Here is a 19,545-nt window from a genome sequence, read left to right as displayed (position 1 = left end):
ATTCTGCCACTCTACGCTAGAGCCAATCACGCAATATTGATATGAGTGGCACGTCTGCCTCGGGCATCGGATAGGCGCGCATTTCGTTCGGGCGCACCCATTTCAGGGTCTGCCCCTCGCGCGAAACCGGTGTGCCGCCCCATTTGCGGCAGGCAAACAGCGGCATCAGAAGGTGGAAATCACTGTAGCTGTGGCTGGCAAAGGTCAGCGGGGCAAGACAGGATTCCCATGTCTCGATCCCCAGTTCCTCATGCAACTCGCGGATCAGCGCCGCCTCTGGCGTCTCTCCGGGTTCGATCTTGCCGCCCGGAAACTCCCAAAGGCCCGCCATCGGCTTGCCTTCGGGGCGTTGGGTCAAAAGCACGCGGCCATCAATGTCGATCAAGGCCGCGGCGGAAACCAGTACTGTCTTCATCTGGTCAGGACCGGTAATCGGCGTTGATGTCGATATAGCCGTGGGTCAGGTCACAGGTCCAAACCGTGCACTGCCCCTCGCCAAGGCCCAGATCGACGCCGATGGTGATGTTCTGACCCTTCATATGCGCGGCGGCATCCTCTTCGGAGTAGTCTGGGCTGCGCCATCCGTCGCGCGCGACTTCGATATCGCCGAAACGGATCGACAGACGATCACGGTCCGCCGCTGCCCCGGATTTCCCGATGGCCATGACGACGCGGCCCCAGTTGGGGTCTTCGCCCGCGATTGCGGTTTTGATCAGGGGGGAGTTGGCGATGGCCATGGCGTGGATCTTGGCCTCGTCATCGTTGGAGGCACCGGTTACGGCCACTTCGACGAATTTCTGCGCGCCTTCGCCGTCTTTGACGACCTGATGTGCGAGGTCCATCATCACGTCCCGCAGCGCCGCATCAAAGGCGTCATTGCCCGATACGTCGACACCGGAGGCGCCTGTTGCGGCTATGATCAGCGCGTCGGAGGTGGAGGTATCACTGTCGACAGTGATGCAGTTGAACGTTGTTTCGGTATGGGTCGAAAGGCGCTGTTGCAGCTCGTCCGTCGCCAGCACCGCATCGGTAAAGATATAGACCAGCATGGTGGCCATATCGGGCGCGATCATGCCCGATCCTTTGGCGATCCCCGCGATAGAGACTGTTTTGCCATCGATCTCAACCGTGGCGCTGGCCCCTTTGGGGAAAGTGTCCGTCGTCATGATGGCACGCGCCGCGTCTTCGATGCCCGCGGGGTCAAGCTGGGCATGGAGATCACCCAGCACAGCGGTGATGCGTTCATACGGCAGGGGTTCGCCGATGACACCGGTGGAGGAGGTGAGGACCCGCGCTTGCGGCACGCCGCAGGCCTCGGCCGCGGCGGCGGTGATCGCTTCGACCGCGTCGGTGCCGCCCCGCCCGGTAAAGGCATTGGCGTTGCCCGAGTTCACGACAATGGCGGCGCCTTCGTCCGAGGCGCCGCCGATTTTTGCCTGGCAATCCAGCACCGGGGCCGCGCGGGTGGCGGAACGTGTGAACGCCCCCGCCACGGCGCTGCCCGGCGCCAGTTTCGCCAACATCACATCGGTGCGCCCTTGATAGCGCACGCCCGCGGCGATGGTGGCGAAAGTCACGCCGTCGATAACCGGCAGTTCGGGAAAACGGGCCGGGGCGAGCGGCGAGACAGCCAGGGATTTAGCCATGAGTTAGTTCAGCCATTCGATGTTGTTGAGAACGGAAGGGTCGATGCCTTCGGCCGCGCTGCGGTCAACCTCGGCAGCCTCGGTCAGGCTTTCGATGGCTTCTTGCACCTTGGTCTGGCGGATTTGGGTTTCCAGCTCTTCACGCACGCCTTCCAGTGCGGGCGCTTCGGCGGTGCGTGTCTCGTTCAGTTTGATGACATGCCAGCCAAACTGGGTTTCCACCGGCTCGGACACGCTGCCGGCTTCCATGCCCGCGACGGCCTCTTCAAAGGCAGGCACCATCATGCCGGGGCCGAACCACCCCAAGGAGCCGCCACCGGGGCCGGAGGGACCGGTCGATTTCTCTTTGGCAAGCTCGGCAAAGTCCGCGCCGCCGTCGAGTTCTGTTTTGATCGCGTCGGCTTCTTCCTTGGTTTCGACAAGGATATGCGAGGCGTTGAACTCGGGCTCAGGTTCTGCATCGCTGTATTGCGCGTCATAGGCCGCTTGCAGTTCTTCGTCGCTGACCGGCTTGGCCATGACGCCTTCGATCGCCTCACCAGCGGTGAGCGAGCGGGTCTCATTCTCGAGCGACAGGGTCACGCGCGGCGGCAGTTCGCCGGTAAAGCTGTCGGCGAGGGCCGTCTGTTGCACAAGCTGGTCCAGAAGACCTTTGAACAGCACGTCCTCGGGCAGTTGTTGGTACTGCTGGGGCAGGCTCGCGCGGGCGACGATCATATGCCCGAGCGTGATTTCAGTGTCGTTGACGGTGGCAACAACCGTGTCGAGACCCGGTTCGTCCTGGGCGGCCACAGGCAGCGCCACAGCGGCGGCAAGCGCCAAAGACGACAGAAATGTGAGGGGTTTTTGCATGGTTGGGTCCAATCGCTTCCTTCGTAGCAGGGCTGCTACATTGACAGTGTATGGCACGCCCCTTACATCGCCTTATGGCGCTGAGAGGCGCGGGCTCATCCACTATCTATGGGCTGCCATGGCGCTCGGCAACCAGATCGGCGCAACACATCATAACTTCGGCGGGAGATTACATGCTGGGTATCGGAACAATCGCCAAAAAGGTCTTTGGCACGCCAAACGACCGGAAGATCAAGGCGACCCGGCCGCTTGTGGCTCGGATCAACGCGCTGGAGCCTGAGTTCGAAAAGCTGAGCGACGAAGAGATCAGGACGCGCACCGAGGAGTTGGCCAAACGGGCCGATGCGGGCGAAAGTCTTGACGACCTGCTGCCCGAAGCCTTTGCCAACTGCCGCGAAGCGGCCCGCCGCACCCTTGGCCTGCGCGCCTTCGACACCCAGCTTTTAGGCGGGATTTTCCTGCATCAGGGCAATATCGCCGAGCAAAAGACCGGTGAGGGCAAAACCCTGACCGCGACCTTCGCGGCCTATCTTAACGGGCTCACGCATAAAGGCGTGCATGTGGTGACGGTGAACGAATACCTCGCCAAACGAGACGCCGAATGGATGGGCAAGGTTTTCGGCGCATTGGGCCTGACCACGGGTGTCGCCTATTCCGGCATGCCCGAGGACCAGAAACGCGCGGCCTACGCCTGCGACATCACCTATGCCACCAACAACGAGTTGGGCTTCGACTACCTGCGCGACAATATGAAGTCGAACCTGTCGGACATGCTGCAACGCGGGCACAATTATGCCATCGTGGACGAAGTTGACAGCATTCTGATCGACGAAGCGCGGACGCCCCTGATCATCTCCGGCCCCTCGCAGGACCGTTCCGAGATGTATCAGATCATCGACGCGCTGATCCCCTCGCTCACCGATGAGCATTACGAGCTGGACGAGAAGACCCGCAACGTCACCTTCACCGACGAGGGCAATGAGTTCCTCGAAGAGCAGTTGCGCGCGCGGGAATTGATCGAAGAGGGGATGACCCTTTACGATCCCGAAAGCACGACCATCGTGCACCACGTCAACCAAGGTCTGCGGGCGCACAAGCTGTTCCAGCGCGACAAGGACTACATCGTGCGCGATGGCGCGGTGACGTTGATCGACGAATTCACCGGCCGCATGATGCCGGGCCGCCGCCTGTCGGACGGTCTGCACCAAGCGATCGAAGCCAAGGAAGGCGTCGACATCCAGCCCGAGAACGTGACCCTCGCAAGCGTCACTTTCCAGAACTACTTCCGCCTATACGACAAACTGGGCGGCATGACCGGCACGGCCCTGACCGAAGCCGAAGAATTTGCCGAGATCTACGGCCTCGGCGTGGTCGAAGTGCCGACCAATGTGCCAATCGCCCGTGTGGACGAAGACGACGCCGTCTACCGCACCGCGCGTGAGAAATACGAGGCGATGATCGAACGGGTCAAAGAGGCCCATGCCAAGGGGCAGCCCTGCCTTGTCGGCACCACCTCGATCGAAAAGTCCGAACAGCTCAGCGCCATGCTGACCGCCGCCGGAATCGAGCACAACGTGCTTAACGCCCGCCAGCACGAGCAAGAGGCGCAGATCATCGCCGAAGCGGGCAAGCTGGGCGCGGTGACCATCGCCACCAACATGGCGGGCCGCGGCACCGATATTCAGCTGGGCGGCAACGTCGAGTTGAAAGTGCTCGACGCGCTAGATGCCGACCCCGAAGCCGATCCGGCCAATATTCGCGCCCAGATCGAAGCGCAGCACGCCGAAGAGAAGCAGAAGGTGCTGGAGGCCGGTGGCCTCTACGTTCTGGCTTCCGAGCGTCACGAGAGCCGCCGCATCGACAACCAGTTGCGCGGCCGTTCTGGCCGTCAGGGTGATCCGGGCCGGACCTCCTTCTTCCTGTCGCTCGAAGATGACCTGATGCGCATCTTCGGCTCGGAACGGCTTGAAAAAGTGCTGACGACACTGGGTCTGAAAGATGGTGAAGCCATCGTGCACCCATGGGTCAACAAATCGCTGGAGCGTGCGCAGGCCAAGGTTGAGGGCCGCAACTTCGACATCCGCAAGCAGCTGTTGAAGTTCGACGACGTGATGAACGAGCAGCGCAAGGTGATCTTTGGCCAGCGCCGCGAGATCATGGAGGCGGACAACCTCAATGAGATCGTTACCGACATGCGCGAGCAGGTGATCGACGATCTGATCGACACCTATATGCCGCCCAAGACTTATGCCGATCAGTGGGACACCCAAGGTTTCTATGCCGCGGTGATCGAACAGTTGAACGTCGACGTGCCGATCATTGCATGGTGCGAAGAGGACGGCGTGGATGACGAGGTGATCCGCGAACGTCTGATGCAAGCCACGGATGAGCTGATGGCCAAAAAGGCCGAGGCCTTTGGCGAAGAGAACATGCGCAACATCGAGAAACAGTTGTTGTTGCAGGCCATCGACACCAAATGGCGCGACCACCTGCTGACGCTCGAACATCTGCGTTCGGTCGTAGGCTTCCGCAGCTACGCGCAGCGCGACCCGCTGAACGAGTATAAGAACGAAGCCTTCCAATTGTTCGAGACAATGCTCGACAGTCTGCGGCAGGACGTGACCCAAAAGCTGGGCCAGATCCAACCGATGAGCGAAGAGCAGCGCCGCGAGATGATGCAGGAAATGGCCGCCCGTCAGGCCGCGATGCAGGCTGCGGCGAGCGAGGCGGCGGATGAGGCCTCTGAGCAGGCCGAGGCCGCAGCCCCCGGCTTTGACGAGAACGATCCGTCCACATGGGGCAACCCGGGCCGGAACGATCCCTGCCCCTGCGGTTCTGGCAAGAAGTTCAAACACTGCCACGGTCAGATCACCTGAGCGGCGTCACCTTTTCGCCCATAACTTGGCGTTTCAGGGCCATACCCCGGCCCTGATCCGCGCCCATAAAGTCTCTAACGAATCCGTTAAAGGAGACTTGTCATGTGGCGCACGAAAGAAATTCTGACAGCTGTCGGCACTCTGGCTTGTGCGGTGGGCATTGGCTATGTCATGCAAAGCTCCGACACCGCGCAGCAGCGCTATGGCGCGGCTGAAACACAGCGCCCGATGGCCGACAATGGCGCATTGCTTGAGGTTGAAGGCATCACCCTGACCTCTGCCGCGCTCGACAGTCCCATCGCGCTGCCAAAACTGGATGACCGCGTGGTCAAGGCCGCAGCGCCCCAAAGCCTGCCGCCCGCCCCGGAAAGCCACGGCGCCGCGATCCCCGCGACCTGCGATATCATTGCCGAAGCGGATGCCGTCGCCGCTGCAATGGTGAAACTCACCCTCGATGCCGCCTGTCTGCCGAATGAGCGGCTGACCGTGCACCATAATGGGATGATCTTTACCGAAGTGACCGATGACCAAGGGCAGTTGTCCGTCACTGTCCCGGCCTTGGCGGAAGAGGCTGTTTTCATCCTCGCCTTCGGCAACGGTGATGGCGCGGTGGCGCAGACTTCGGTCACTGAACTCTCTGACTTCAACCGCGTCGTGCTGCAATGGAAAGGCACGGCGGGGTTTGAGCTTCACGCCCGCGAGTTCGGCGCGGATTACGGCGAGGCGGGCCATGTCTGGTCCGGTGCGCCGCGCGATATGACCGCCGCGGTGCTGGGCGAAGGGGGCTTCATGACCCGCAATGGCGACATTGAGGCTTCTGAGCCGCTGATGGCCGAAGTCTATAGCTTCCCGGTCGCCAAAACGGCGCAGGAGGGCGATGTTGCGCTCAGCGTGGAGGCTGAGGTGAGCGAGGCGAACTGCGGGCTTGAGATCGAAGCACAGGCGCTGGAACTGCGCGGCGATGATCCGGTGAAGACCCAGAACCTGACCCTCGCCGTGCCGGACTGTGACGCGGTCGGCAACTTTCTGGTGTTGAATAATTTGCTCCAAGACCTGAAAGTCGCGCAGAACTGACGCAACCGGGTAGGTCTAGATGAACGGGTTGAAACGTGCGGCGATCAGCGCCGCACTTTTGCTTTTTACGGCGGGCGCAACCGCGGCGCAGGACATCGCGCTGACCTCACGCGATGGCAGCGTCGAACTCAGCGGCACCCTGCTGGGGTTCGACGGCGAATTCTACCGCGTCGAGACGGACTATGGCGAGTTGACCGTCGACAGCAGCGGCGTCTCTTGCGCCGGTCCGGGCTGCCCCAACCTTGCGGATTTCGTGGCCGAGGTGCGCTTCTCGGGCTCCGCCACCATGGGGGCGGTGCTGATGCCCGCGCTGATCGAAGCATTCGCCGCGCGCCAAGGCAATACCGTTAGCCGCGAAGAGGGGGACAGCGGGCGCTTCGCGCTGCTGCTCTCGCGTGAGGATGACGGCAAGCTTGCCGCGCGGTTCGACTTCCGGGCGAGCAATACCAACGAAGGCTTTGCTGATCTGCTGGCGGATGAGGCCGACGTCGTCATGGCCCTGCGCGAGGTGCGCCGCGAAGAGCGGATCAATGCCCGTGAGGCAGGCTTGGGTGATCTGACCGGTGCCAATCGCAGCCGGGTTCTGGCGCTCGATGCGGTGGTGCCCGTGGTCGCCCCGTCCAACCCGGTGAAACAAATCTCGCCGCTGACCTTGGCGCGGGTGTTCTCGGGCGAGATCAAGAATTGGCAGCGCCTCGGCGGGCCGGACGCACCGATTGAGTTGCATCTGCCCACCGCCGAGAGCGGGTTGAGCCAAGCCATCGTGGATCAGGTGCTCACCCCCGCCGGGCTGGAACTGAGCGCCGATGTCACCCGCCATGCCATGCCCGATGCGCTGGCTGAAGCGGTCGCGCGGGATGTTTTTGCCCTTGGCATCACCAGCTATGCCGAACAGGGTGAGACCGAGGTGCTGACCCTTGGCGGCAACTGCGGTTTTGCGCTGGATGCCGCACGGCGCACGATCAAAACCGAAGACTACCCGCTGACCGCGCCGATGTTCCTCTATTTCCCCGCCCGGCGCTTGCCGTTGATCACGCGCGAGTTTCTGGCCTTCACCCGCGGCCCTTCGGCCCAGATCGTGATCCGCCGGGCCGGTTTCGTAGATCAAACGCCCGAGGAAATCCCGGTTGAGGAACAGGGCAACCGCTTTGCCAATGCAATCATCACGGCGGGGGTCGAAACCCCGCTAGAGGAGTTGCATCGCATGACGGCGACGCTGGTGCCGATGGCGCGGCTCACCACCTCTTTCCGCTTCGAGGCGGGGTCGATCCGGCTTGATGCGCAGTCGCGGTCCAACGTGCAGCAATTGGCGCGGGCCTTGGAACAGGGGCAGTATGATGCGCGGCGATTGATGTTCGTGGGCTTCAGCGATGGCGAGGGGGCCGCGCGGGCCAACCGCGAAATCGCCTTGCGCCGGGCCGAAGCGGTGCAGCGCGCGGTCAGCGCGGCTGCGGTCACCGCCAATCTGTCGCGCATTGATCTGCGGGTCGATGCCTTTGGGGAGGCGATGCCGATTGCCTGTGACGACAGCGAATGGGGCCGTCAAGCAAACCGGCGAGTCGAGGTTTGGGTGCGCTAACCGCACCCCACTATAGATGCCCCTCACTGCGAAAGCTGAGCTCGCGCGATTTTCCGATGATCAGGTGGTCATGCAGGGTCAGCCCCAAGGCGTCACAGGCGGCGGCGACCTGTCGGGTCATGTCAATGTCGGACCGTGACGGGCTGGGGTCGCCCGAGGGGTGATTATGCACGAGGATGATCGCGCTGGCGTTCAACTCTAGCGCACGTTTGGCAACCTCGCGCGGGTAGACTGGCACATGGTCCACCGTGCCCTTCGCCTGTTCCTCATCGGCGATGAGGATGTTTTTCCGGTCGAGGTAGAGGACGCGAAACTGCTCCATCTCCAGATGGGCCATGGTGGTGTGGCAATAGTCCAGCAGCGCGTCCCAAGAGGAGACGATATGCCGTTGCAGCACCTTCGCTCGGGCCAGCCGCTGTGCTGCGGCTTCAATGATCTTGAGTTCGACAATCACCGCTTCACCGACCCCTTTGACATCGCGCAGTCGGGCGGCGGGGGCGGTAATGACGCGGTTGAAATCGCCGAACCGGTCGAGCAGTTCGCGCGCCAGCGGTTTTACGTCCCGGCGCGGGATGGCGCGGAAGAGGACAAGCTCCAACATCTCGTAATCCGGCATAGCCGCCGCGCCCCCGTCGATGAAACGGCTGCGCAGGCGCTGGCGGTGATCCGCGATATAGGAGGGTTGCTTGCCCGTATTGGACGGCGGCGCTTGCGCTTCGTCCAGCAGATAGGGGAGGGGCTGATCAGCCAAGGTTCTCGGGGCACGGGTCATGCCCGGAGTGTCGCGCCAAAGTGGTTATTATTCGGTTAACGGACGGTTAAAACTTCGTTCACCACGCTGCCGAAAAAGGGGAGCCGCATCCACGGCTCCCCCCAATGATTAACCCTTCATCGAATCCCAGAAGGATTTGACGGAAGAGAAGAAGTTGCTGCTTTCGGGGTTGTTGTTCTGGGCCTCGCCCTCGAACTCCCGCAGCAGTTCTTTCTGCCGGTTGGTCAGGTTCACCGGGGTTTCGACCGCCAGTTCGATGATCATGTCACCCACGCCACCGCCACGCAGTGGCGGCATGCCCTTGCCGCGCAGACGCATCTGGCGACCCGATTGGCTGCCCGCGGGGATCTGCACGCGGCCACGGCCACCGTCGATGGTGGGCACTTCGATATTGCCACCCAGAGCGGCAGTGCTCATCGACACCGGAACACGGCAGAAGAGGTTCGGCCCGTCGCGTTCGAACAATTCGTGATCGGCCACCTCTATAAAGATGTAGAGATCACCCGAGGGCCCGCCACGCATGCCCGCTTCGCCTTCGCCAGCGAGACGGATGCGGGTGCCGGTTTCGACGCCGGCGGGGATGTTGACCGAGAGCGTGCGCTCTTTCTCAACCCGGCCCGCGCCGCGGCATTTCTTGCAAGGATTCTTGACGATCTGCCCCATGCCGGAACAGGTCGGGCAGGTCCGCTCGACGGTAAAGAAACCTTGCTGCGCACGCACCTTGCCCATGCCCGAACAGGTGGGGCAGGTCGAAGGTTCCGCGCCGCCTTCGGCACCGCTGCCGTCACAGGCGTCACATTGGACGGAGGCCGGGACGGTGATCGACTTTTGCATACCCGAAAAGGCATCTTCGAGCGAGATGCGCAGGTTATAGCGCAAATCGGCGCCGCGTGCGGCACGGCGCCCGCCGCCACCGCCACGTTGGCCCATGAAGTCACCGAAAAGATCGTCGAAGACGTCGGAAAAGGCCGAAGAGAAATCGCCCTGACCGCCGCCCATACCGCCGCCGGGACGCCCGCCGCCCATGCCACCTTCGAAAGCGGCGTGGCCATAGCGATCATAGGCGGCTTTCTTGTCACCGTCTTTGAGCACGTCATAAGCCTCGCCCACTTCTTTGAACTGGGCTTCGGCTTGGGGGTTGTCTTTGTTGCGGTCGGGGTGGAGGTCCTTCACCTTGCGGCGATAGGCTTTCTTGATCTCGTCGGCAGAGGCCCCTTTGGCAACGCCAAGCACCTCGTAGTAGTCACGTTTTGCCATGGGTTATCATGCTCCTGCGCTAGAACGTGATAGGCCGGCCCGTCTGACGGACCGGCCCTTTCACAGGTTCCGTTTCACACGCTTACGCGCGCTTGTCGTCGTCCAGATCTTCGAACTCGGCATCAAGGATGTCGTCATCGCCACCTTGGCCTTGCTGAGCATCCGAAGGCTGCGCCGTGTCCTCACTGCCGCCCTCTTCCTGAGCGGCCTTATAGATGGCTTCGCCCAGTTTCATGGCGGATTCGGTGACGTTCTGGATGCCGTTCTTGATCTTGTCGGCGTTGTCTGTTTCCAGCTCGTCTTTCAGCGCGGCAATGGCCAGTTCGATCGCTTCGACGGTGGTCGGGTCGACCTTGTCGGAATGCTCTTCCAGCGACTTCTCGGTCGAGTGGATCAGCGATTCCGCCTGGTTCTTCGCTTCGATCAGCTCGCGACGGGACTTGTCCGCCTCGGCATTCTCTTCCGCGTCTTTGACCATCTGTTCGATGTCCGCATCCGACAGACCGCCCGAAGCTTGGATCGTGATCTTCTGCTCCTTGCCGGTGCCTTTGTCGAGCGCGCCGACCGACACGATGCCGTTGGCGTCAATGTCGAAGGTCACTTCGATCTGCGGCATGCCGCGGGGCGCAGGCGGGATGTTCTCAAGGTTGAAGGCACCGAGCATCTTGTTGTCGGCAGCCATCTCACGCTCACCTTGGAAGACCCGGATGGTCACGGCGTTCTGGTTGTCTTCGGCGGTCGAGAAGACCTGAGACTTCTTCGTCGGAATCGTGGTGTTGCGGTCGATCAGACGGGTGAAGACACCACCGAGCGTCTCGATCCCGAGCGACAGCGGAGTCACGTCGAGCAGAACCACGTCCTTCACGTCGCCTTGCAGAACACCGGCCTGAATGGCGGCACCAAGAGCCACGACTTCGTCCGGGTTCACACCCTTGTGCGGCTCCTTGCCGAAGAATTTGGAGACCTCTTCGGCCACCTTCGGCATACGGGTCATACCACCCACGAGCACGACTTCGTCGATGTCGGACGCGGACAGGCCGGCATCCTTCAGCGCGGCGGCGCAGGGCTTCATCGAAGCTTTGATCAGGTCACCGACGAGGCTTTCCAGCTTGGCGCGGGTCAGCTTCATAACCATGTGCAGCGGCGAGCCATCCTTGCCCATCGAGATGAAGGGCTGGTTGATCTCGGTCTGGCTGGAGGAGGACAGTTCGATTTTCGCCTTCTCAGCAGCTTCCTTCAGACGCTGCAACGCCATCTTGTCTTGCGTCAGGTCAACGCCGTTGGCCTTTTTGAACTCTTCCGCAAGGTAGTTCACGATGCGCATGTCAAAGTCTTCACCGCCAAGGAAGGTGTCGCCGTTGGTGGATTTCACTTCGAACAGGCCGTCGTCGATCTCAAGAATGGTCACGTCGAATGTACCGCCGCCAAGGTCATAGACCGCGATGGTTTGCGTGTTCTCTTTGTCGAGGCCGTAGGCCAGCGCGGCGGCTGTCGGCTCGTTGATGATGCGCAGCACTTCGAGACCGGCGATCTTGCCGGCATCTTTGGTGGCCTGACGCTGGGCGTCGTTGAAGTAGGCAGGCACGGTGATAACCGCCTGAGAGACTTCCTCGCCCAGATAGCTTTCTGCGGTTTCTTTCATCTTGCCGAGGATGAAGGCCGAGATTTGGCTTGGGGAGTATTTCTCACCCTTGGCTTCGACCCATGCGTCGCCGTTGCCGCCGTCGATGACGTTGAACGGCATGTTCTTTTTGTCTTTGGCCAGGTCCGCATCGTCGTTGCGGCGGCCGATCAGGCGCTTAACGCCAAAGACTGTGTTTTCGGGGTTGGTGACCGCCTGGCGTTTCGCCGGCTGGCCGACAAGGCGTTCGTCGTCGGTGAAGGCGACGATCGACGGCGTGGTGCGCGCGCCTTCGGCGTTTTCGATCACACGCGGCTGGCTGCCATCCATGATGGCGATACAGCTGTTGGTGGTGCCAAGGTCAATACCGATTACTTTGGACATGTTTCGATCCCTCTTTGAATCTAAGGCGATGACACGAGGCGCGGACCCGTTTTGGCATCCTGCCCCGATCTGTTGACATCGAAGACCACGTGCCTTCGACGGTTCGGAGCGTATATAGGGAGGGTATTTGCACCCTGCAACCATTGGCTGGTCTGGATGGTCGCGATTCCGTGATGTTTTTGCTAAACGAGTGAGGAAGAACGAGAAATGACTGCTTTGCGCCTCCGGGGCTTTGATATTCACAAGGAATTTCTGGGCAGAGCGGCCCAGCAGGAGGTGCTGGAGGCGGTGCGCGGCGTGGTGCGTCAGGCGCCGTTCTTTCGCCCCGAAGTGCCGCGCGGCGGGCGTATGTCGGTCCGGATGAGCGCGGCAGGGCGCTATGGCTGGTTCTCGGATCGACGCGGGTATCGTTACGTCACCGAACATCCCGACGGTGAGCCTTGGCCCGAGATCCCGGTGCCGATTATGGCGATTTGGGATCAGTTGACCGGGTTGGAGCGCCGCCCTGAATGCTGCCTGATCAACTACTACGATGCCGATGCGCGCATGGGGCTGCATCAGGACCGGGACGAGGCGGATTTTCAGTGGCCTGTGGTCTCAGTCTCTCTGGGGGATGATGGCCTGTTTCGGATCGGCAACCTAACCCGAGGGGGCAAGACGGAATCGATCTGGCTGCAATCGGGCGATGTGGTGGTGATGGGCGGAGATGCGCGGCTGACCTATCACGGCGTGGACCGGATCAAACCCGGCACCTCGACATTGCTGCCCAAAGGCGGGCGGATCAACTTGACGCTGCGCGTGGTGGAGTGACGTTTTCTTTAAAAGAAAACGGAGACGGACTTTTTCAAAAAGTCCGTCGCTTCAGTGGCTAAGCGAACAACACCCTGTCTGATGTTGCCAGCCATCATTTCCCTGCAAAAGGAAGTCGACCGTCAGCCCATAGGCGCGATCCGACATGCCATCGCTACAGGCACGCGCCGCAAGCGTAGCGATGGCCGCGCCCTGCGGCCCCTCGGCGATCATGTGAAAACTGTCGCGCCGCCCCTGCGCCGGGCCAGACTGCGTGATGCGGTAATCGCGTGCGCCGCCCACCATGGCATCGTAGCTCAACGTCTCGCCAGTCACCTCAAAAGACCAAAACGGCTCCGTCCCGCCGCAATGGGCCACGGGTGGCATCGCACCGGCCCATTGGCCCGCTTGCCGGGTGAGGAAACGCAGAGAGACCCAGCCGCTCCCTTCGCCCGTGTTGACCAAGCCCCAGCCGTGATGGTCATCGGGGCGGATCACTTCGATGTTCTGGGCGTCAGGCTCGAAGCTACCGATGATCGGGGCGCTGGCACTCGGGGCTTCGCGAATGTTCAATACGTCATCCGCCGCGACACCGCTGACGTCATGCAGGGCGGGCCATGCATCCTGCGTCGCCCAGACAGGCAATGCCCAAAGGCAGAGGAAGAGTGCCAGAAGTCTCATCGCCGGGCGTTCCAACTGATCGACGCATGGCGGCGGGTATAGAATTCGCCCATCAGCCCAATCATCAAAAGCACCAGACCCACCCAAAGCGGATATTCCCAACTGGTGTAGCGCGGGTTGTAATTGATGAAGGCAAAGCCGCGCGCTTGGTCGATGCTGTGAAACAGCGGGTTCCAGTCAAACATCGCCAGCATATAGCCGGGCAGGGAGTTGGCGAGGAACATCTTCCCCGAGGCGATCATATTGGCGCGTTGATAGACGGTTGAGAAAATCGTCACGAAGGACGGAAACCACGGTTTGATCGCGAGCATTACCAGCCCGAGCGCGCAGCCGGTAAACCACGCGGTCAGCATCATCCCGAATGCGGCAAAGGGCTGGTCTATGGTGATCGGGGTGACCGCCACATGATAGATGAACAGGATCACGAAGAGCGACAGCACTTGGATATAGAGCGAGCCCACCGCCGCCGATGCGATGGCGATGATCGTGTTCATCGGGGCGTGCTGCATCATCGGGCTTGCCGGTCCCTCAGACCCCGCGACCGCGCCCAGAGCCTTCACATGGGTGAGGTAGAGGAAAATCCCCGACATCAGATAGATGAGGAAGTCTCCGCGCACGGCAGAGCCGCGCATCCCGAGGATCGAAAACATCACATAGAAGGCCAGTACGAACATCACCGTTTGCAGCATGTTCATCGCGATGGCGATGAAGGCATTGTTGTGCTGTTTGCGTACGTTGCGCACCACGGAATGGTAGACCAGTTCCGCGATGGCGAGGGCAGAACCGATGCCGGATTTCGGCTTTCTGGAAGACTGGAACATGCGCGCGTCCTTGACGAAGCCCTAGCGTGGCACGGAATTCTTGCTGTTCCGTTAGCTCCGCAGCATAAGGGAAACAGTAAATTGAAGCAACGACAGCCCGCAGGGCCGGAGGCAAAATGGATTACGAGAAACTGGTCGCGGAAATGCGGCGGCTGGCATTGGAAGCCGGGGACAAGATCATGGAGATCTACGGTCAGGACGATTTCGAGGTGAAATCGAAATCCGACGACAGCCCCGTCACCGCCGCCGACGAAGCCGCCGACGGGATCATTTCCGACGGGCTCCGCGCCGCTTTCCCCGATGTGATGTTGGTGACCGAAGAGCAGGCTGCGACCCATACCGCCAAGGGCGATACCTTTCTCATCGTCGACCCGCTGGATGGCACCAAAGAGTTCGTCCACCGCCGCGGGGATTTCACGGTGAACATCGCGCTGGTCGAGGGCGGCGTGCCGACGCGCGGCGTGGTCTATGCCCCCGCCAAAGCCCGGATGTTCTTTACCCAAGCCGACGGCCAGTCGGTCGAAGAGTCCGGCGCATTCGACAAGGGGCAGGTGGGTGAAACCAAAGCGATTTCGGTCTCTAACCCCGACAATGCGGCCCTGATGGTCGTCGCCTCCAAATCCCACCGCGATCAGGCGACCGATGATTACATCGGCAAATACGCTGTGCGAGACATGACCTCGGCGGGGTCGTCGCTGAAATTCTGTCTCGTCGCGACCGGAGAGGCCGATCTCTACCCGCGTTTGGGCCGCACGATGGAGTGGGACACTGCCGCGGGCCATGCGGTGCTGAACGGGGCAGGCGGCGCGGTGGTGCGCTTTGACGACCTCTCGCCCCTGACCTACGGCAAAGAAGATTTCGCGAACCCTTTCTTCATCGCCCATGCCCCGGGCGTTGAGTTGAAGGCGGGCTGATGTCTGTCCTGATCGTCATCCCCGCCCGCTATGCCTCCACCCGCTATCCCGGCAAGCCGCTGGTGGCCCTCACCGGGGCGTCGGGCCAGAAACAGACCCTGATCGAACGCAGTTGGCGGGCCGCCAGCGCGGTGTCGGGCGTCGACCGCGTGGTGGTGGCCACCGACGACGACCGCATTCGGGAGGCCGCCGAAGGCTTCGGCGCCGAGGTCGTGATGACCTCGGAAAGCTGCGCCAACGGCACCGAACGCTGTGCTGAGGCCTATGCCGCATTGGGTGGGGGCTATGACATCGTGGTGAACCTGCAAGGTGACGCGCCTCTCACGCCGCATTGGTTCGTCGAAGGGCTGGTGCAGGGGTTGAAAGACACCCCCGAGGCTGAGATCGCCACCCCGGTTCTGCGCTGCGACGGTGCCACGCTGAACAGTCTTCTGGCCGACCGCAAAGCGGGCCGCGTGGGCGGCACCACGGCGGTTTTCGGCGCCGATAATCAAGCGCTCTACTTCTCGAAAGAGGTCGTTCCCTATACCGGAAAGCCCTATGCAGAGACGGATGAGACCCCGGTCTTCCACCACGTCGGCGTCTATGCCTACCGTCCCGATGCGCTGGCGCAATACCCAAGCTGGCCTGTCGGCCCCTTGGAGCAGTTGGAAGGGTTGGAGCAATTGCGTTTCCTTGAAAATGGCCGCGCCGTGCTCTGTGCGGAGGTCGAGGCCAAGGGGCGCGAGTTCTGGGAATTGAACAACCCTGAAGACGTGCCAAAGCTCGAAGCTATGATGGCGAAAATGGGTCTGGAATGAGGGCCACCCCCGTCAGTGCAACGCTCGAAAGCGGCGTGCCTGTCAGCATCGTGATCGTCAGCCGGAATCGGCCCGAAGCATTGCGGCGCTGCCTGACGGGGGTGGAACAGCTTCAATATACCCCTTTCGAAGTCATCATCGTGGCCGATTCCGCCGGGATTGCCGTGGCCCGCGCCATGCATTTCGCCGGGGCGTTGAAACTGGCCCCTTTCGACAAGCCGAACATCTCTGCCGCGCGCAACCTTGGGATTGCCGAGGCTGCGGGGGAGGTCGTGGCCTTTATCGACGATGACGCGGTGCCGGAGCCGCAATGGCTGCGCCACCTACTGGAGCCTGCGCAACAGCCCGAGGTCGCGGCGATGACCGGCTTCGTTCGGGGGCGAAACGGCATCTCGTTTCAATATCGTGCGCGCCAATTGAATGGTCTCGGAGAGCCGGAAACGCTCGATGTCGACCCTGAAACTCCGAGCATCCTGCACCCTCCGCCCGGGGGGGCAATCAAGACCGAAGGCACTAATATGGCCTTTCGGCGCGATGTCTTGGTGGAAATGGCCGGCTTTGACCCAGCCTTTCACTACTATCTTGATGAGACCGATCTGAATATGCGGCTGGCGCGAGCGGGCCATGCCACAGCAATCGTGCCACTGGCCGAGGTCCACCACGGTTTCGCCGCCAACGCCATACGAAGCGCCAACCGCGTGCCGCGCGATCTTTTCGATATCGGGGCGAGCTGGGCCGTGTTTCATCGCAAGCATCTGCCTGCGCAGGACCGTGCCGCCCATTGGGCGCATCTGCGCGCCCAAGAGCGCCACCGTCTGCTGCGCCATCTGGTAAGCGGCGGGTTGGAGCCGCGTGATGTTTTAAGGCTCCTGCGGCGGTTGGATGACGGACACGCCGAAGGGGGGAAGCGCCCCATCGCCAGCGTCACCCTGCCTGAGAAAGCTAACCGCACTTTCCGTCCCTTTCCCGCCCGCGCCCGGCGCAGCGTGGCCATGTTCACCCGGCCTATTAATCTGGCACGAGACCGGGCAAAGGCTGCAAAACGGGCGCTATCCGGAGAGATCGTGACCCTCATCAATCTTTCGCCGACGGCGCTTTATCATCGCGTTGCCTTTGATCCGGCTCACGCTATCTGGCTGCAAACAGGTGGAATATACGGAAAGTCCACACGGGATGACGCGGTTTTCCGCTTAACTCGGCGCCTCGACAGGCTGCAAAGGGAAGTTAAGCGAGTTGCCAGACAGCGCGGTTTCGGCGATGATCATCGCCGGTAGAAAGACGCAGGTAGATTGACCGTGGCGTTCTGTATATTTCGAATAAGTTGTAAGGATTAAAATGCGCAAGAAGGTTACAAAAGCGATTTTCCCCGTTGCAGGCATGGGAACACGCTTTCTGCCCGCCACCAAATCGGTGCCGAAAGAGATTATGACCCTCGTCGACCGGCCCTTGGTTCAATATGCAATCGATGAGGCGCGTGCCGCCGGGATCAAAGAGTTCATCTTCGTGACCTCGCGCGGCAAAGGCGCGCTGGAAGATTACTTCGATCACGCGCCGCAGCTTGAGCAGGAATTGCGCAAAAAGGGCAAGACCGAGCTTCTGGAGACGCTGCAAAGCACCAATATGGACAGTGGCGCAATCGCCTATATTCGCCAGCACAAGGCGCTGGGCTTGGGCCATGCAGTCTGGTGCGCGCGCCGTTTGATCGGCAATGAGCCCTTTGCCGTTATGCTGCCGGATGACGTGATCGCGGCGGAAAAACCTTGTCTTCAGCAGATGGTCGAGGCCTATGAGGAAACCGGCGGCAGCATGGTCGCCGCGATGGAGGTGAAGCCTTCCCGCACATCCTCTTACGGCATTCTCGATACCAGCGAAGAACGCGGTGATCGTGTGAAGGTCAATGGCATGGTTGAAAAGCCTGCTGTTGACGAAGCACCATCGAACCTCGCGGTGATCGGGCGCTATATTCTGGCGCCGACTGTTTTAAAGAACCTGAACAAGCTGAAATCCGGCTCGGGCGGTGAAATTCAATTGACCGATGCGATCGCGCAAGAGATTGAGCAAGACCGCGATGTCTATGGCTTCCGTTTCCGCGGTCAGCGGTTCGATTGCGGCTCTAAAGCGGGCTTTCTGCAAGCGACCGTGGCCTTCGGCCTTGCCCGTGAAGAATTGCGCGACGACCTTTCGGCCTATCTGCAAAGCATCTCGCAAGTCGACCGCGCGGCGCAGTAAGGCCTTTGCAGAAGCAATCCCCCCCCGCGCGGCTGTTGGACCTGACGCGCAGTTTGCGACGGGTCGGGCGGGGCGCGACGGGGGTGGATCGGGTCGAACTGGCCTATCTCTCACATCTTTTGACAGAGGACGCGCCGCTTTTTGGAGTAGCGCGCACCGCTTTGGGCTATGTCCTGCTGGACCGCGATGGGATGCGGGGCTTTCAGGATCGGCTTGCGGGCCGCGTTCCTTGGGGGCGGGCGGATCTGCTTTCGCGCCTGCCGCGGGGGCGCAGTGTGGCGCTCAGCCGGGCGGAGAGCGACTTGCGGCGTTTGGCGGTCGCGCGCTGCGTTCCGGCCGGATTGCCCGCGATGCTTGCGCGGCATCTGCCGCCGGGTTTTGCCTATCTGAATGTCGGGCACAGCAATCTGACGGATCGGGTTTTGGGCGCCGTGAAACAGGCGCGGGGGCGACGTGCCGTTCTCATCCATGACGTGATCCCACTGGAATATCCCGCCTACCAACGCCCCGGCACTGTCGCGCCGTTTCGGGCCAAGATCGACCGGGTGAGCGCGCAGGCCGATCTGGTGATTTACAACTCACAAGACACGCGCCAGCGCAGCGAGGCGCAGATGCGCGGGCGGGTTCCGCCTGCCGTCGTCGCGCATCTTGGCGTCGATCTGCCCGCGCCCGATGCTGGTGAGCTGCCTGCAGGGCTTCCGCCAGAGCGTCCCTATTTCGTCGTTGTCGGCACGATCGAGCCACGCAAGAACCACGGGTTTTTGCTGGACCTGTGGCAAAAGATGGGGCCCGATGCGCCGCTTTTGCTGATCTGCGGGGCGCGGGGGTGGAACAACAGCGCGGTTTTCGACCGGCTCGACCGGCTGCCAGAAAACGGCCCTGTGCAAGAGCTGGCGAACCTTAGCGACACAGGATTGGCGGCCTTGGTGCAGGGGGCGGCGGGGATGCTTTTCCCCAGCCATGCAGAGGGGTTTGGCCTGCCCCCGGCAGAGGCACTGAGCCTTGGAACGCGTGTTTTATGCAACGATTTACCGGTCTTGCATGAGGTCTTGGGTGACAAAGCCGTTTACGCGCCCCTGAGCGAACCCTATTCATGGATCAGAACAATCGAAGAATGGGCCGCATCTGTGCCAGACCCGCGCCCTGCGACGACTTTTATCGCGCCAACATGGGCCGAACACTTCAAGACCGTGTTAAAGTCGACGTGATAGCGCGGTAGAGGGGCGGTCAGACGCGATAGGTAAGGGGCG

At 61.6% G+C, this 19,545-nt stretch carries 17 protein-coding genes; 9 read left to right on the top strand and 8 right to left on the bottom strand.

Going from position 1 to position 19,545, the window contains the following annotated elements; genetic code table 11:
• Positions 1-16 precede the first annotated feature (16 nt).
• The 3 genes from mutT to ACGYK9_RS07450 are packed head-to-tail and all read right to left on the bottom strand — an operon-like array spanning position 17 to position 2,498.
• Positions 17-415, bottom strand: a complete 399-nt coding sequence (mutT, locus tag ACGYK9_RS07460; RefSeq protein ID WP_067264286.1) for an 8-oxo-dGTP diphosphatase MutT — start codon at positions 413-415, stop codon at positions 17-19.
• A 4-nt stretch (positions 416-419) separates the two neighbouring features.
• Positions 420-1,646: a bifunctional glutamate N-acetyltransferase/amino-acid acetyltransferase ArgJ gene (gene argJ / locus ACGYK9_RS07455; RefSeq protein ID WP_394409072.1), complete on the bottom strand. Its 1,227-nt coding sequence runs from the start codon at positions 1,644-1,646 to the stop codon at positions 420-422.
• A gap of 3 nt (positions 1,647-1,649) precedes the next feature.
• Entirely contained in the window at positions 1,650-2,498 is an 849-nt protein-coding gene (locus ACGYK9_RS07450; protein ID WP_394409069.1) for a peptidylprolyl isomerase, read from the bottom strand.
• A gap of 173 nt (positions 2,499-2,671) precedes the next feature.
• On the opposite strand from ACGYK9_RS07450, the gene secA reads away from it, so the two are divergent.
• The 3 genes from secA to ACGYK9_RS07435 all read left to right on the top strand — a co-directional run bounded on the left by secA (position 2,672) and on the right by ACGYK9_RS07435 (position 8,027).
• The gene (gene secA / locus ACGYK9_RS07445) at positions 2,672-5,374 is read left to right on the top strand and encodes a preprotein translocase subunit SecA (RefSeq protein WP_394409066.1); all 2,703 of its coding nucleotides are present in this window, start codon (positions 2,672-2,674) and stop codon (positions 5,372-5,374) included.
• A 102-nt stretch (positions 5,375-5,476) separates the two neighbouring features.
• Positions 5,477-6,448: a hypothetical protein gene (locus tag ACGYK9_RS07440; RefSeq protein ID WP_394409063.1), complete on the top strand. Its 972-nt coding sequence runs from the start codon at positions 5,477-5,479 to the stop codon at positions 6,446-6,448.
• Between the two features lie 19 nt (positions 6,449-6,467).
• The gene (locus tag ACGYK9_RS07435) at positions 6,468-8,027 is read left to right on the top strand and encodes a phosphate ABC transporter substrate-binding/OmpA family protein (protein WP_394409060.1); all 1,560 of its coding nucleotides are present in this window, start codon (positions 6,468-6,470) and stop codon (positions 8,025-8,027) included.
• A 10-nt stretch (positions 8,028-8,037) separates the two neighbouring features.
• Here ACGYK9_RS07435 and radC read toward each other — a convergent pair whose 3' ends face one another.
• The 3 genes from radC to dnaK all read right to left on the bottom strand — a co-directional run bounded on the left by radC (position 8,038) and on the right by dnaK (position 12,061).
• A complete protein-coding gene (gene radC, locus ACGYK9_RS07430) occupies positions 8,038-8,799 on the bottom strand; it encodes a DNA repair protein RadC (RefSeq protein WP_209216868.1) in 762 nt (253 codons plus the stop codon).
• 108 nt (positions 8,800-8,907) lie between these two features.
• Complete coding sequence (dnaJ, locus tag ACGYK9_RS07425) at positions 8,908-10,056, bottom strand: molecular chaperone DnaJ (protein ID WP_067264268.1); 1,149 nt, start codon at positions 10,054-10,056, stop codon at positions 8,908-8,910.
• An 82-nt stretch (positions 10,057-10,138) separates the two neighbouring features.
• Positions 10,139-12,061, bottom strand: a complete 1,923-nt coding sequence (gene dnaK, locus ACGYK9_RS07420) for a molecular chaperone DnaK (protein ID WP_394409057.1) — start codon at positions 12,059-12,061, stop codon at positions 10,139-10,141.
• 207 nt (positions 12,062-12,268) lie between these two features.
• On the opposite strand from dnaK, the gene ACGYK9_RS07415 reads away from it, so the two are divergent.
• The gene (locus tag ACGYK9_RS07415; protein ID WP_271688592.1) at positions 12,269-12,871 is read left to right on the top strand and encodes an alpha-ketoglutarate-dependent dioxygenase AlkB; all 603 of its coding nucleotides are present in this window, start codon (positions 12,269-12,271) and stop codon (positions 12,869-12,871) included.
• Positions 12,872-12,922: 51 nt separating this feature from the next.
• On the opposite strand, the gene ACGYK9_RS07410 is transcribed toward ACGYK9_RS07415, so the two are convergent.
• Together ACGYK9_RS07410 and ACGYK9_RS07405 are read right to left on the bottom strand one after the other, a co-directional pair.
• Positions 12,923-13,531, bottom strand: a complete 609-nt coding sequence (locus ACGYK9_RS07410; protein WP_394409054.1) for a peptide-binding protein — start codon at positions 13,529-13,531, stop codon at positions 12,923-12,925.
• Positions 13,528-14,352: an ABC transporter permease gene (locus tag ACGYK9_RS07405; protein WP_067264256.1), complete on the bottom strand. Its 825-nt coding sequence runs from the start codon at positions 14,350-14,352 to the stop codon at positions 13,528-13,530. Before ACGYK9_RS07405 ends, ACGYK9_RS07410 begins: the two co-directional genes overlap by 4 nt.
• A 116-nt stretch (positions 14,353-14,468) precedes the next feature.
• Between ACGYK9_RS07405 and cysQ the strand changes: the two genes are divergently transcribed.
• From cysQ to ACGYK9_RS07380, 5 genes are all read left to right on the top strand, one after another.
• Complete coding sequence (cysQ, locus tag ACGYK9_RS07400) at positions 14,469-15,266, top strand: 3'(2'),5'-bisphosphate nucleotidase CysQ (protein ID WP_394409051.1); 798 nt, start codon at positions 14,469-14,471, stop codon at positions 15,264-15,266.
• The gene (locus ACGYK9_RS07395) at positions 15,266-16,066 is read left to right on the top strand and encodes a 3-deoxy-manno-octulosonate cytidylyltransferase (protein ID WP_394409048.1); all 801 of its coding nucleotides are present in this window, start codon (positions 15,266-15,268) and stop codon (positions 16,064-16,066) included. Before cysQ ends, ACGYK9_RS07395 begins: the two co-directional genes overlap by 1 nt.
• The gene (locus ACGYK9_RS07390) at positions 16,063-17,340 is read left to right on the top strand and encodes a glycosyltransferase family 2 protein (RefSeq protein ID WP_394409045.1); all 1,278 of its coding nucleotides are present in this window, start codon (positions 16,063-16,065) and stop codon (positions 17,338-17,340) included. Before ACGYK9_RS07395 ends, ACGYK9_RS07390 begins: the two co-directional genes overlap by 4 nt.
• Before the next feature lie 61 nt (positions 17,341-17,401).
• Positions 17,402-18,295 (top strand): UTP--glucose-1-phosphate uridylyltransferase GalU, encoded by an 894-nt coding sequence (gene galU / locus ACGYK9_RS07385; protein WP_394409042.1) that lies wholly within the window; start codon positions 17,402-17,404, stop codon positions 18,293-18,295.
• Positions 18,296-18,300: 5 nt separating this feature from the next.
• The gene (locus tag ACGYK9_RS07380) at positions 18,301-19,503 is read left to right on the top strand and encodes a glycosyltransferase family 4 protein (RefSeq protein WP_394409039.1); all 1,203 of its coding nucleotides are present in this window, start codon (positions 18,301-18,303) and stop codon (positions 19,501-19,503) included.
• Positions 19,504-19,545: the final 42 nt, after the last annotated feature.

Source organism: Sulfitobacter sp. 1A15258 (assembly GCF_043557045.1).
Lineage (GTDB): Bacteria > Pseudomonadota > Alphaproteobacteria > Rhodobacterales > Rhodobacteraceae > Sulfitobacter > Sulfitobacter faviae.
This window is presented reverse-complemented; position numbering and strand designations above follow the sequence as displayed.

Coding starts and splice junctions, on each gene's coding strand:
- mutT (WP_067264286.1), bottom strand. CDS start 415: ATGAAGACAGTACTGGTTTCCGCCGCGGCCTTGATCGACATTGATGGC.
- argJ (WP_394409072.1), bottom strand. CDS start 1,646: ATGGCTAAATCCCTGGCTGTCTCGCCGCTCGCCCCGGCCCGTTTTCCC.
- ACGYK9_RS07450 (WP_394409069.1), bottom strand. CDS start 2,498: ATGCAAAAACCCCTCACATTTCTGTCGTCTTTGGCGCTTGCCGCCGCT.
- secA (WP_394409066.1), top strand. CDS start 2,672: ATGCTGGGTATCGGAACAATCGCCAAAAAGGTCTTTGGCACGCCAAAC.
- ACGYK9_RS07440 (WP_394409063.1), top strand. CDS start 5,477: ATGTGGCGCACGAAAGAAATTCTGACAGCTGTCGGCACTCTGGCTTGT.
- ACGYK9_RS07435 (WP_394409060.1), top strand. CDS start 6,468: ATGAACGGGTTGAAACGTGCGGCGATCAGCGCCGCACTTTTGCTTTTT.
- radC (WP_209216868.1), bottom strand. CDS start 8,799: ATGACCCGTGCCCCGAGAACCTTGGCTGATCAGCCCCTCCCCTATCTG.
- dnaJ (WP_067264268.1), bottom strand. CDS start 10,056: ATGGCAAAACGTGACTACTACGAGGTGCTTGGCGTTGCCAAAGGGGCC.
- dnaK (WP_394409057.1), bottom strand. CDS start 12,061: ATGTCCAAAGTAATCGGTATTGACCTTGGCACCACCAACAGCTGTATC.
- ACGYK9_RS07415 (WP_271688592.1), top strand. CDS start 12,269: ATGACTGCTTTGCGCCTCCGGGGCTTTGATATTCACAAGGAATTTCTG.
- ACGYK9_RS07410 (WP_394409054.1), bottom strand. CDS start 13,531: ATGAGACTTCTGGCACTCTTCCTCTGCCTTTGGGCATTGCCTGTCTGG.
- ACGYK9_RS07405 (WP_067264256.1), bottom strand. CDS start 14,352: ATGTTCCAGTCTTCCAGAAAGCCGAAATCCGGCATCGGTTCTGCCCTC.
- cysQ (WP_394409051.1), top strand. CDS start 14,469: ATGGATTACGAGAAACTGGTCGCGGAAATGCGGCGGCTGGCATTGGAA.
- ACGYK9_RS07395 (WP_394409048.1), top strand. CDS start 15,266: ATGTCTGTCCTGATCGTCATCCCCGCCCGCTATGCCTCCACCCGCTAT.
- ACGYK9_RS07390 (WP_394409045.1), top strand. CDS start 16,063: ATGAGGGCCACCCCCGTCAGTGCAACGCTCGAAAGCGGCGTGCCTGTC.
- galU (WP_394409042.1), top strand. CDS start 17,402: ATGCGCAAGAAGGTTACAAAAGCGATTTTCCCCGTTGCAGGCATGGGA.